The 13,094-nt window shown below is 37.2% G+C and carries 14 protein-coding genes; 2 read left to right on the top strand and 12 right to left on the bottom strand.

Going from position 1 to position 13,094, the window contains the following annotated elements; all coding sequences use genetic code 11:
* Window positions 1–5: 5 nt before the first annotated feature.
* The 10 genes from Q1B07_RS03240 to Q1B07_RS03195 all read right to left on the bottom strand — a co-directional run bounded on the left by Q1B07_RS03240 (window position 6) and on the right by Q1B07_RS03195 (window position 10,031).
* On the bottom strand, window positions 6–1,352 hold the full coding sequence (locus tag Q1B07_RS03240) for an acetyl-CoA carboxylase biotin carboxylase subunit (protein ID WP_299088418.1): 1,347 nt from the start codon (window positions 1,350–1,352) through the stop codon (window positions 6–8).
* A gap of 19 nt (window positions 1,353–1,371) precedes the next feature.
* Entirely contained in the window at window positions 1,372–2,511 is a 1,140-nt protein-coding gene (locus tag Q1B07_RS03235) for an acyl-CoA dehydrogenase (RefSeq protein ID WP_299088420.1), read from the bottom strand.
* 52 nt (window positions 2,512–2,563) lie between these two features.
* A complete protein-coding gene (locus Q1B07_RS03230) occupies window positions 2,564–3,223 on the bottom strand; it encodes a CoA transferase subunit B (RefSeq protein ID WP_299088421.1) in 660 nt (219 codons plus the stop codon).
* 17 nt (window positions 3,224–3,240) lie between these two features.
* Complete coding sequence (locus Q1B07_RS03225) at window positions 3,241–3,942, bottom strand: CoA transferase subunit A (RefSeq protein WP_299088424.1); 702 nt, start codon at window positions 3,940–3,942, stop codon at window positions 3,241–3,243.
* Window positions 3,943–3,971: 29 nt separating this feature from the next.
* Entirely contained in the window at window positions 3,972–5,501 is a 1,530-nt protein-coding gene (locus Q1B07_RS03220) for an acyl-CoA carboxylase subunit beta (protein WP_299088426.1), read from the bottom strand.
* Between the two features lie 172 nt (window positions 5,502–5,673).
* Window positions 5,674–5,883: an acetyl-CoA carboxylase biotin carboxyl carrier protein subunit gene (locus tag Q1B07_RS03215; protein ID WP_299088428.1), complete on the bottom strand. Its 210-nt coding sequence runs from the start codon at window positions 5,881–5,883 to the stop codon at window positions 5,674–5,676.
* A gap of 198 nt (window positions 5,884–6,081) precedes the next feature.
* The gene (locus Q1B07_RS03210) at window positions 6,082–6,240 is read right to left on the bottom strand and encodes a hypothetical protein (protein WP_299088429.1); all 159 of its coding nucleotides are present in this window, start codon (window positions 6,238–6,240) and stop codon (window positions 6,082–6,084) included.
* A 101-nt stretch (window positions 6,241–6,341) separates the two neighbouring features.
* Window positions 6,342–6,968: a YitT family protein gene (locus tag Q1B07_RS03205; RefSeq protein WP_299088430.1), complete on the bottom strand. Its 627-nt coding sequence runs from the start codon at window positions 6,966–6,968 to the stop codon at window positions 6,342–6,344.
* A gap of 410 nt (window positions 6,969–7,378) precedes the next feature.
* Complete coding sequence (locus tag Q1B07_RS03200; protein ID WP_299088431.1) at window positions 7,379–8,734, bottom strand: multi antimicrobial extrusion protein MatE; 1,356 nt, start codon at window positions 8,732–8,734, stop codon at window positions 7,379–7,381.
* A gap of 154 nt (window positions 8,735–8,888) precedes the next feature.
* Window positions 8,889–10,031, bottom strand: a complete 1,143-nt coding sequence (locus Q1B07_RS03195) for a M20 family metallopeptidase (protein WP_299088432.1) — start codon at window positions 10,029–10,031, stop codon at window positions 8,889–8,891.
* A 225-nt stretch (window positions 10,032–10,256) separates the two neighbouring features.
* On the opposite strand from Q1B07_RS03195, the gene Q1B07_RS03190 reads away from it, so the two are divergent.
* On the top strand, window positions 10,257–10,571 hold the full coding sequence (locus Q1B07_RS03190) for a pyrimidine/purine nucleoside phosphorylase (protein WP_299088434.1): 315 nt from the start codon (window positions 10,257–10,259) through the stop codon (window positions 10,569–10,571).
* 23 nt (window positions 10,572–10,594) lie between these two features.
* On the opposite strand, the gene Q1B07_RS03185 is transcribed toward Q1B07_RS03190, so the two are convergent.
* Both Q1B07_RS03185 and Q1B07_RS03180 read right to left on the bottom strand, forming a co-directional pair.
* On the bottom strand, window positions 10,595–11,236 hold the full coding sequence (locus tag Q1B07_RS03185; protein WP_299088436.1) for a branched-chain amino acid aminotransferase: 642 nt from the start codon (window positions 11,234–11,236) through the stop codon (window positions 10,595–10,597).
* 48 nt (window positions 11,237–11,284) lie between these two features.
* Window positions 11,285–12,055 (bottom strand): exodeoxyribonuclease III, encoded by a 771-nt coding sequence (locus tag Q1B07_RS03180; protein ID WP_299088437.1) that lies wholly within the window; start codon window positions 12,053–12,055, stop codon window positions 11,285–11,287.
* 226 nt (window positions 12,056–12,281) lie between these two features.
* On the opposite strand from Q1B07_RS03180, the gene Q1B07_RS03175 reads away from it, so the two are divergent.
* A complete protein-coding gene (locus tag Q1B07_RS03175) occupies window positions 12,282–12,971 on the top strand; it encodes an MgtC/SapB family protein (RefSeq protein WP_299088438.1) in 690 nt (229 codons plus the stop codon).
* Window positions 12,972–13,094 lie beyond the last annotated feature (123 nt).

The following is a 13,094-nucleotide window of genomic DNA, read 5'->3' as shown; positions in this document are numbered from 1 at the left end:
TTCTTTTATGTTTTTCTATTAATATATTTGTCTATAAAAGCGGTTGTTGTGTCTCCAGACCGGAACTTAGGATGTTCAGCTACTCTTTGCAGCATAGGAATATTCGTTTTAATTCCTTGAATTTCATACTTTGAAAGTGCTGCTTGAAGTTTATCAATTGCCTCATCACGTTCTTTTCCTTTAACTACAAGCTTTGCAATCATTGGATCATAATAAGTGGTTACCATTGAGGCTTCATGGATACCGAGCTCATGGCGGATACCAGACCCCTGCGGGATATTTAGCTTCGTTATTTTACCCGGGGATGGATAAAAGGTTTTTGGATCCTCTGCATAGATTCTTACTTCAATCGCATGGCCGTCTTTTTTAACATCTCCTTGTGTAATTGTTAAGGTTCCACCTGTTGCAATTCGAAGCTGCTCAGCGACTAAATCCAATCCGGTTATTTCTTCGGTGACAGGATGCTCGACTTGAAGCCGGGTATTCATTTCCAGAAAATAGAATTGCTTTTGTTCATCTACCAAAAATTCAATCGTTCCAGCATTTTTATAACCGATTGATTTTGCTGCGGTTACCGCTGCCTCCCCCATTTTTTGTCGAACAATCTCATCTAAAAAAGGGGATGGGGCTTCTTCAACAACCTTTTGGTGACGACGTTGGATCGAGCACTCACGCTCCCATAAATAAATTGTATTTCCAGCGCCATCGGCAAGAATTTGTATTTCGATATGTCTTGTATGTTCAATATACTTTTCCACATACATCGACCCATCGCCAAAAAAATCTTTGGCACGTTTTTGATTTCCTTCAAAGGCTTTCCGAATTTCATCATCACTTTTTACGATTTGCATGCCTATTCCACCGCCACCAGCTGAAGCTTTGAGCATAACCGGGTAACCAATTTGCTTTGCTGCAGCGATCGCTTCCTCAGCATCTGTTAAGGGAAACGATTTCCCTGGTACAACCGGTATACCTGCAGTTTCCATTGCCTTCCTTGCTTCAATTTTGCTACCCATGAGTGCAATTACATTATGTGATGGTCCGATAAATACAATTCCCAATTCCTCACAGCGCCGGGCAAATTCAGGATTTTCCGAAAGGAGCCCATAGCCCGGATGAATAGCCTCAGCTTTTGTTTGTAATGCCACTTCAAGAATTTTATCGATATTTAAATAGCTCTCGGCTACCCGTGGACCGCCAAGAAAGCAAGCCTCATCAGCCAGTTTGACATGCGGGGCATCCGAATCGGCTTGTGAGTAAACACCAATCGTATAAATCCCTAACAATTTACATGTTCGCATAATTCGTACAGCAATTTCACCTCTATTGGCGATTAATATTCGTTTAAACATCCATTCACTCCCTTTTTGCCTAACATCCTATTTGTCTGGCAATTACCATCCGCTGAACCTCTGATGTTCCTTCCCCAATTTCCAAAAGCTTTGCATCACGGAAAAATCGCTCTACCTGATATTCCTTCATATATCCGTAACCGCCATGAATCTGAATGGCTTGGTCACAGACCTTCATACACATTTCTGATGCAAATAATTTTGCAATCGCCGCTTCCTTTTTGAATTTTTTCCCTTGATCCTTTAACCATGCTGCTTTATACACCATATTTCGAGCCAATTCAATTTTCATTGCCATATCGGCCAATTTAAATTGGATCGCTTGAAACGCAGATAAGCTTTTACCAAATTGCTTGCGTTCCTTCGAATATTGTAAGGATTTTTCATAGGCACCCTGTGCGATGCCTACAGCCATAGCGCCAATTCCAATTCTTCCTCCATCTAATGTCGCTAAAAATTGTTTAAAGCCATTCCCTTCTGTTCCAAGAAGATTTTCTTTAGGAATCGTGACATTTTCTAAAATGAGTTCTGTTGTATTTGAGGCATGCAAACCCATTTTTTCGTAATTATTTACCACTGAAAATCCGCTTGCATCTGTTGGAATAATAAATGCACTAATGCCTTTTGTTCCTTGTGCCTGATCAGTTACAGCCGTAATGGCCAGATTTTTTGCATAGCCCGCATTTGTAATAAAACATTTTGACCCATTTATTACCCAGTGTTCTCCTTGAAGAGTGGCCTTTGTTTGTGTTCCGCCTGCATCTGAACCGGCATTAGGTTCAGTTAGGCCGAATGCACCTAAATATTCACCTTGACAAAGCGGTGTTAAATATTTTTTCTTTTGTTCTGGGGTACCGAATAAATGGATTGGTGCAGCACCTAAAGAAATATGGGCCGAATAGGTGATACCGGTTGAGGCGCAAACTCTGCTTAATTCTTCCGTCACGATGGCGAAGCTGATTGTATCTGCACCGCTGCCGCCATATTCTTCAGGAAAAGGGAGCCCCAGCATCCCGAGCCCTGCCAATTGCTCAAAAATTTTTTCTGGAAATGCACCTGTTCGGTCTCTTTCATCCGTTCCAGGTGCGACCTCTTCCTCAGCAAATTCGTGAATCAAGTTGCGAATCATTTCTTGTTCATTTGTTAAATCAAAATTCATCGCGCTTCAATCCTTTCTTATTTGCGGTCAGATAAAATCTGTTTCTATTTAACTAGAAAGCTCCAACCTTAGTCTGGTCGTCGATGATTAAATCCGGCTCCGTAACAGATTGAATATCTTCTACTGAATAGCCCTTGGCCGTTTCCACAAGTCTTAAACCTTTACTTGTTACATCGATTACAGCGCGTTCGGTGATAATCTGATCAACTACCCTTTTTCCTGTTAATGGAAGCGTGCATTGTTTTACTATTTTTGCCTCTCCTTGTTTTGTTGTATGATCCATGATGACGATAATTTTTCTTGCTCCATGGACAAGGTCCATCGCACCTCCCATGCCTTTAATCATTTTGCCGGGAATCATCCAATTGGCAAGATCGCCATTTTCTGATACTTCCATGCCTCCGAGTATCGCTAGATCGATATGTCCGCCGCGAATCATCGCAAATGATTCAGCACTGTTAAAATAGCTCGCACCCTGGATGGCTGTCACCGTTTCTTTTCCTGCATTAATTAAATCTGGATCCACCTCAACATTTTCTGGATAAGGGCCGATTCCAAGCAAACCATTCTCAGATTGCAGTACGATTTGCTTGTTAGAAGGAATATAGTTTGCCACAAGAGTGGGCATTCCGATCCCGAGATTTACATAAAAGCCATTTTGAATCTCTTTTTCTGCCCTTCTAGCAATCTTTTCTCTACTATTTGCAGACATACGAAACCTCCTTTACATTATTTCTTATTTTTATGTTGAATTGTTAATCGTTCGATCCGTTTTTCTTGTTTTCCAACAAGCAATTTTTGTACATAAATTCCTGGTGTATGAATATGATTAGCCGGCAGCATCCCTTTATCCACCAAATTCTCGACCTCAGCTATTGTCACTCTCCCTGCGGCAGCAATCATCGGATTAAAGTTTTGCGCGGTTTTATTGTAGATAAGATTACCGCTTTTATCTGCTTTCCAAGCACGGACCAAACTGAAATCCGCTGTCAGCGCTTCTTCCAGTAAATATTCCTTCCCATGAAAAATACGAGTTTCCCTGCCCTCCGCAATTGGCGTTCCTACACCTGCTGGCGTATAAAACGCAGGAATTCCGGCACCGCCGGCACGAATTTTTTCTGCCAATGTGCCTTGAGGGATAAGCTCTACCTCAAGCTCACCATTTAATACCTGACGTTCAAACTCCTTATTCTCTCCTACATATGAGGAAATCATCCTTTTTATTTGTTTCGTTTTTAAAAGTAAGCCAAGTCCCCAATCATCAACACCGCAATTATTTGAAATCACGGTGAGATTTTTAACACCAGTATGACAGAGCGCTTTGATTAAGTTCTCCGGTATCCCGCAAAGCCCAAAGCCGCCAACCATTATGGTTGCACCATCTTTGATTTCACTGACTGCTTCTTTAAAAGACGATAAAATTGGTTTCAATTTGACACCGCTCCATTCTCTTTATGAGGTTAAACAGGATAAACAGGGTGTTTTCGCTGTGAAAAAGGGAGATACTTTGTTTGATATGCTTCAAACCTTGTGAGTAGTTCTTTTCTTAATGAGTTAGGCGGGATGATTCCGTCGATAATCATTTCTGATGCAAGTCGATAAAGATCGATGTCTTTTTTGTATTCCTCCCGTTTTTCTTCAATAAAAGCCTTCTGCTCTTCTTTTGGCAACTCTGCGATCTTATTAGCATAAACTGCGTTTACTGCTGCTTCCGGTCCCATCACAGCAATTGATGCTGTCGGTAGAGCCAGGCAGCAATCTGGTTCAAATGCTGGTCCTGCCATTGCATATAGCCCTGCACCATACGCCTTGCGAACAATTATTGATATTTTTGGAACGGTCGCTTCTGACATGGCGGAAATCATTTTTGCCCCATGTCGAATGATTCCTGCTCGCTCCACCTTCGTCCCAATCATGAATCCAGGGATATCAGCTAAAAATAACAAGGGAATATTAAATGCATCACATAACGTAATAAACCTTGCAGCCTTATCTGCTGAATCATGAAATAGGACACCCCCCTTTACTTTTGGCTGATTTGCTATGATCCCGACCGATTGGCCATTTAACCGACAAAAGCCTGTAATAAGTTCTGGAGCAAACAATGCTTTAATTTCAAAAAATGAATCCTGATCGATCATTCGATCAATTAAATCCTTTATATTAAATGGAGCATTCTGATTTTTTGGAATGATATCTTCTAATGATTGATCATGTGTTTTAGGAGGGAGTGCTTCTTTTAATGGCGGTCTTTCTGAAAAATTGGCTGGTAAATAAGAGAGATATCTGCGTGCTAAAGAAATAGCCTCTTCTTCAGAATTGGCCAAAATGTCACCACATCCTGAAACAGTACAATGCATCCTCGCTCCTCCCATCTCTTCAAGCGAAACGCGTTCTCCTATAACCATTTCTGCCATACGGGGTGAACCTAAATACATGGATGCATTCCGGTTTACCATGATTACAACATCACAAAAAGCAGGGATATATGCTCCTCCTGCAGCCGAAGGTCCAAATAAAATACAAACTTGCGGAATTTTCCCCGATAGTTTCACTTGATTGTAGAATATTCTCCCTGCACCACGTCGGCCTGGAAACATCTCGATTTGATCTGTAATTCTCGCCCCTGCCGAATCAACTAAATAAATCAGTGGTACACTAAGCTTATCCGCTGTTTCCTGGATTCGGATGATTTTCTCAACTGTTTTTGCCCCCCAGGATCCTGCTTTTATAGTGGAATCATTACCCATAACACAGACAGTTTGCCCATTTACTTTCCCGATACCCGTGACAACACCATCTGCCGGTAAATGGTCTTCCATACAATTAGCCAGTAAAGCATCTTCTAGTTGTAAACCGTTGTCAAATAGTAATTCAATTCGTTTCCGTACAAAAAGCTTTCCCTTTTCCGCATTTTTAACATGGTATTTAGGTGCTCCTCCTTTTTTTATCGTTTCCAGCTTTTCTTGCAATGCTTTTTCAAGCGACATAGCCGTTCCCTCCTATAAAACATATAGCCTGTTGGAATTTAACTGCTGCTTCATAAACAACTGATCAAAATTCTTTAACAATGAAAAAATGATTTCAAACCTAAAGGAAGCGTTTACATTGATTTTCTATCGTATAATCTTCAATCGTATTAAATGGGCAAATGACAGTGAGTTACATTAATTCAATTAACACATCACCATCGTTTACAAAGTCACCTTCATTTATATTAATTTTTTTTACTGTACCCTTACACTCTGAAGTGATTGGAATTTCCATTTTCATTGATTCTAGGATGATAACATCCTGTCCCTCTTCGACTGTATCCCCAACTGCAACTAAGATTTTCCAGACGCTTCCCGCCATATTTGTCATAATCTGCATTCATATTCAGCCCCTTTCATTTATGTTATAAAGCTTTTATTATTTAAAAATAACTGCCTAGTTATATACTATTCATGTAAAAGCTAGTTATAATCAACAATGAATATTTGAATTATTTAAACTATTTGAGATAACCATTAGAAAAAGAAAAGTCAACGTTTTCACGTTGACACTGTCAGATTGGTTCTAAAAGACTTCCTATTTATCTCGGCAATTTTTGCATACATTTAGCAATTGCTTTCCTTCTCTTTTATATGGATATAATAATTTTATTCTCGTTTTTCCACAAATCGGACATGTACCTCTGCCTTTAGAAGGTAATTTTTTCAGTGATTTTCCGCGATATCTTTTTGCCATTAACCTTCATCCTAACTGTTTTTTAGTTACAATTTATTTAATGATAATAAGAACTAAAAATTGTTAGGCATTTATTAGGGTTGGCCAAAAATATTTTTTTATTAAAATATTTCTTGCTCCTTGTGAGCTTTTAAACTTCTTGATTTAACAGGAAGCTTGTAAATTGCATCTAATACCTTTGTCCCAATAAATTGACAAAGTAATGCGTAAATAATAATGTTCCATGAAACAACAATTCCTGTTATACCTAATAAGATTCCATTAATCAAAAAAAGTGCTTTGCCTGGTGAAAATCCAAAAGCCCTTGAAAGAATCAAGGCTAAAATATCCATTCCGCCTGAAGAGGCTCCCATTCGGAACAATATTCCTAACCCTAAACCAAAGAAAACTGATCCGAAAGCAATATCAAAAATATCAAGTAAAACATAAGATAATGGATCTTTAATCAGCGGGGAAATCCAGTTAATCACCGAAGATGTAACCGTTACACAGTACATTGTCCACAGCGCACTCTTTTTACCGAGCCATTTTACTGCTGCAAGTAACAACCCGGCATTTAAAAACCAAAGTGAATAGGCATATGGAATATTCAATAGGACATTTAATAATACCCCAACACTTGCAGCACCACCTGAGGGTATAAAGTGCGGAAATAAAAAAACAGCCATTGCTAAGCCTTGCACAGCTGCGGCAATTCCAAGTATGATGCATTTTACAAGTATATTCATTTGCAGATCTCCTAGCTGTCATTAAAATATGAAAATATAAGACAATTTATTTTACCATAAACAATAAAAAGGACTTCGTAAAACACCTCCAGATGATATCTTGTATGGATTTTTCATCGCTCTGTAAAAAAACATATCTGTTATTTTTTTGCTTCAGCTTTTATCTTTTATACGTGCCGACAGAATCCTTCTCGCTTCAGTGTGTCAGTTAGTTCTCCCTATGACACTTTAGCTGAGTCTCACATACTTATTCCTTTTCTTTTCACCTTAGCGTACTGTTGTATTGTGCATAACACATTCTGAGCTGATTGTTAATCATGAATAAAGCTTATGCTGGACAAAACTCAAAAAATAAGCTGCCATTCATAAGTGGCAGCTTAACCGATTAAAACATATATGATACCTCTTCCTTATCCATTTACATACTTATTCTCCCTATGTTTCAGCTGATGGCTATTGTTTGCTTTCTTTTCGATTTTATTAATGATCACAAATAAAACACATAACTCTGCCAGCATTCCAATTGATTGAGCCAATGCACCGATCTTTCCGTTCCAGTAAGGAAATAGACTTGAAGTTAGCAATAAAATGAGAAAGGTAAACAATAAATTGGTTGATTGGGAAATAACCATAATTTTTGTTTGCTTCCTTACCATTAACAGTCCATTACAATAATCAATAAATGGAAAAACAAGTGTCATAAGCATAAACACTTTTAAACTATCCAAGCTTGCAGCAACCAAGCGTTCATTAGCACCTAATGCATGCTCAATTACATATCCTCCAATAGGTGTAAAGCAAAAAACAGCTAATATACAAGTTGGAATAAATCCAATCATTAATGTAAACCTCTGCACTTTTTGCGGATGATCCTTATAAAAGGTTAAAACAATTTGATGAATATAACTAAAAAAGCTTAAAAAAAGCTGAGCAATACTTAAAGCAATTGCATATGAAGCAATCGCTAACTCTATTTCACTCGTTTTACCTAAAAAGGAATTAATAATTGGTCCTACCATTACAATAATGAGAGATGAGAGGATTAAAGGATTGTAAAAATTAAAAATTTGCGACTTCTTCGTTATTGTATGTTGTTCATCATTACCTACCATTTTTTTGACCAATGCTCGCCCTTCGATAAAACTTATCAGACATTCAACGATCATTCCTGATAAAAAGATGATTGCTCCTGTCTGCGCATTAATATTACCTGATCGAATAAATAGAAGGGATAATCCATACATGACAATTAACCGAATAATCATGCCAATTGTCAGCCATTTCGTTTGTCTATTTAAGATGATAACCCCTTGAAATAAACAGCGGATCGCAGAAAAAAAGGTGACGATGATAAGAATTTGATAAACATCGACTATTTGAACGATCATATTGGAATCTGCTCCAAAGAAGGTTGAAAATATCCATTTCCCTGCTGGAGTGTAAGCAATTGTTCCAGCCACAATCATTAAAGCTGCTACGACATATGCCGCAACAGCAGACATTACTTTAAACGATACCCTGTCCCTAACAAGTGCCGAGCATGCATTCCTCAATAAGACACCGAGACGTTCTGTAATCCCAAATAAACTCATTGCGATGACATAGCTTGCAATAACAACCTCTGCATTTTCTCCCCTTGTTAACGTCCCATTAATAATCATGTGGGAAAACGTTACTAAGCTAGCAGATAACCCTAAGGGGACAAAGAACCTTAGAATCTTCTTCGTTGACAGCCCATTTTCTGCTTGATCAAAAATTTTTCCCATCTCCCTTATTAATTTTAAATCTAGACAATCTCTTTCTTGTTTTTAATGATTTTACCAGATAATGAAAACGCATTCTATAATATTATCATTATTTTTTTCTTTTAGAACTTTAATTTATCCCTTTCAAGCAGAAAAAGGGAGAGAAAAACGTTTCTCACCCTTCTGATCTAGATAATCGTTCAATAACGGTTGCTAATAATAATGTGCGCTCCACTAAACTCGGTATTTCCAAATATTCTTTTTCACTATGAGCATTTCCGCCAACTGGACCTAATCCATCAATGGTTGCTACACCTAGTGAAGACGTATACGAGGCATCAGAACCTCCTCCAGTAGCTGTGTCTTCAATCTCGACACCTAATTCTTCGCCAACATCTTGAATAATACTAAGCAACTTGCAGGTTTTTTTATTTTTTTCCATTGGCGGGCGATTCATTTCACCTTCAAGAATGATTTTTGTACCAGCAACATCAGATGATGAACAAATTTTTTCAAGACGTTTTTCTAATAATTTGACTTGCTTCATTTCCTTTATCCGGACATCAATCTGTGCCTCTGCATGATCTGAAACGGTATTTGCACTTGAGCCGCCTTCAATCAACCCGACATTTACACTGATCCCTTTCTCATGGTCGGAAAGTTCGTGTAATTGAATGATTTTATGGGCTAACTCTTCAATTGCACTTCTGCCTTTTTCAGGTTCAATCCCTGAATGTGCTGCTTTTCCTTCCACAATAAGTGTATAATTTCCTTTTCCCCTTCTAGCAGAAACAATTGAACCATCTTTTCTTGCCGGCTCTAAAACGAGAGCATATTTTTTTCCTTTAGCTTCCCTTTCAATAATTTCTCTAGAGGTTGGTGAACCGACTTCCTCGTCACTATTAAAGACTAATCGAATGTTTTTATAGCCTTTATACCCTTCATTTTTCAATGCCTTAACTGCATACAGAAGGGACGCATGGCTTGCTTTCATATCAATCACACCGGGGCCATAAGCCCGATTTCCTTTAATATGAAATGGCCTTACCATTGCCGTGCCTTTTGGATACACTGTGTCCATATGAGCGAGAATAATGATCTTCGGTTCTTTTGCATCTTTATGCTCAATGATTAGGTGGTTACCGTATTCCTCTTGCTCCTCAATAAAAACATTAAAGCCTAACTCCTTATAGCAATCTTCCAAAATTTGTCCTATTGAATCGACACCTTTCTTGTTATGAGAACCACTATCAATATTTACAAGCCTTTTGATGAATAGCAGCATTTCTTTCTGATGAAGTTGTAAAAACGATTCCATGAAGTATTGCCTTCTTTCTTTCCTACTGATGAAATTTAATTATATTGATTTTATCAGAATGGCGGTAAATAGGTAAGAGTTCCTAATTGAAATTTTGAAAAAAATCACGCTTTTACACGTTACTTGATCAAATTTTTCAGAATTTCTAAATTTTTATAATGAATATTTTATTATTCATAATTTTATGATAAATTAAATTATACTACTTTGAGAGGAAGCTAAAATATGTCACAATTTACAAATATTACGATTGAAAAAGAGGCAAATATTTACTTTGAGGGAAAGGTTTCAAGCAGAACCATTTTATTTGCCGACGGTACAAGAAAAACATTAGGAATTATGCAGCCAGGTGAATATGAATTTGCAACAAGTGTAAAGGAAGAAATGGAAATTGTCTCAGGAAAATTGGAATATAAACTTCAGGGTGAAAATTGGAAAACAATTGAAGGAAGCGGTGTGTTTTACGTTCCTGCAAATGAAACATTTCAAGTAAAAGCAAATACAGTTGTTGATTATTGCTGTTCATATATAAACCAATAATCAAGCATAAAAAATGTCGACGGTTATCGCGTCGACATTTTCTCTTCCTCGACCGTTTCAACTAATTTAAAAAGAAAACGATAAATGATACACATCGCCTCACCTAAGGTAATCTCTTCGATAAAACCTTGAAGACATTCCAATGATACATTCAAATCCCACATGCCATCCTTTTGATTGTATATAAGATCAAATGAAACATCCTTACAAACAGATTCTTTAATGAGATAGTTTCTAATCACCTTTTCATGCTTCTTCTGAAGCTTAAGGCCAAGCAAAGCATCATATGTTTTGAAAACATCATCGACCTCTAAAGAAATCGCATCAACCCCTATTAATTCAAGCCACTTCGTTTCGATATAAATGAATTCATCCATATGCTCTTTTAAATACTTAACAGGTCTAGTTAAAAAAGAGGATGTCTCTGTATCTATTACTTCTTCTGTTTCCTTTATCCCTCGTTCTATATATGCATCATCAAAACGAGTGATCGGTTTTTTTTCTTTGAAGGTAAAGGTTTCCCTAAGATTATCATCGATTATTTGGTGCCTTTCAATATAGTCTTTTTCCTCTTTGTAAATTTCAACTATTCCACCCTTTTGTTGGTTCTTTTGCAGTTTCTCAATTTCTGTTACGATAAATTGTTTTAATACATCTTTTAACAATTTTTCTATCCTCCAGCTAAAATTTCCTTATTCTATCATTATACCCATTTACACTAAATTAAATGTAGGGTCAAGTTCAATGTATACCGGGCAATGATCACTACCCAATACATGACAATGTGCCTGAGAATCTTTTAAGTATCCAGCCAATTTTTTTGAAAGAATAAAATAGTCAATTCTCCAACCGATATTTCGTTCCCTGACTTTGTTCATATAAGACCACCACGTATAGACATCCTGTTTTTCAGGATATAGAAACCGAAAGCTATCAATAAAGCCAGCTTCGAGTAAAGAGGTCATTTTTCCTCGTTCTTCTTGGGTAAAACCTGAGTTTCCGTGATTTGATTTTGGATTCTTTAAATCGATTTCCTGATGTGCAACATTGAGGTCTCCGCAAAGGATAACCGGTTTGATTTTATCCAGATCTAGTAAATAGTCGAGTATTTGATCCTCCCATTCTAATCGGTAGTCAAGTCTTGACAAATCTCGTTTTGAATTCGGTGTATAGACAGTGATCAAATAATATTGATCAAATTCTAATGTAATGATTCTTCCTTCTGGTTCAGGATCAGAATCACCTAGCCCGTAAGAAACAGAAATCGGTTTATGCTTTGTAAAAACGGCGGTGCCTGAATACCCCTTTCGTAACGCATAATTCCAATATTGATGATACCCTTCAAGCTCTAATTCAATTTGACCTTCTTGTAATTTTGACTCTTGGATACAAAAGATATCCGCATCCATTTCCTTAAAGTAATTCAAAAACCCTTTTTTCACACATGCTCTAATCCCGTTAACATTCCATGATACAAGTTTCATTATTGAGTGCTCCCCGCTTCTATTATGTCCTATAATTATATATATTTAGTGGCAAAATTGCTATTTTTATATACTATAGTTAGTAATAGTTTTTATTGTCCCAAATTACCCATTAACAGAGTAAATACGAAATGCTTCCATTGTTATAGGTTTACTGCATGTTAAGATTGGGATAAATATTCATATGAATTTATGGAAAAATAATAAAAAAAATAGGAGATCAAATATGATATTACAGCCAAATTCTTTTATCTTTAATTTAACCATAGCAACTATTTTATCTATTATTATTGGACTGGAGCGTCAGTTAAAGAAAAAGCCGTTAGGTTTAAAAACATGCTTAGTGATTGGAATCGTCAGCTGCTTATTAACAACTGTTTCAATTGAAGCTTCCGAAAAATTTGCTGAATCCTATGTAAGACCAATGGATCCCTTAAGGCTGGCAGCACAAATTGTTTCCGGGATTGGTTTTCTTGGAGCGGGTGTGATTTTAAGAAGGAATAATGATATGATTTCAGGACTTACTACCGCTGCAATGGTTTGGGGTGCAGGTGGAATAGGAATTGCTTGCGGAGCAGGCTTTTGGATTGAAGCATCGATCGCAACATTGTTGTTAATCGTAAGTGTGGAGATTATCCCGTTTATTTTTAAGTTTATCGGACCAAAATCCCTTAGAGAACGAGAACTAAAAGTTAAAATTGTTGTTGATGAACACGATAAAATGACTGATATCCTTAAGGAGCTTAAGCTTAAAAAAATGAAAGCGAAAAAAGTGCGAGTAAAGGATATAAAAGAAGGTGATATGCAGCAATTAGAGCTAGTCCTGATCGTTAATGAAAATTTATATGTGACAGATGTCTATTACTCATTAAAGCAAATCAAGCATGTCATTAATGTTGAAATGGAATCTCTCTAATAAAAAAAGCGCAAGGCGCTAAGCATTCGGCGACAAGCATAAGTCAAATAGGAATAGAAGGTGTTATTTACCTTCAATTCCTATTTGACTAAACCCTAGTGGCAGTCAAAAACGCGACGTCCT

Source organism: uncultured Metabacillus sp. (assembly GCF_947503125.1).
Classification (GTDB): domain Bacteria; phylum Bacillota; class Bacilli; order Bacillales; family Bacillaceae; genus Metabacillus.
This window is presented reverse-complemented; position numbering and strand designations above follow the sequence as displayed.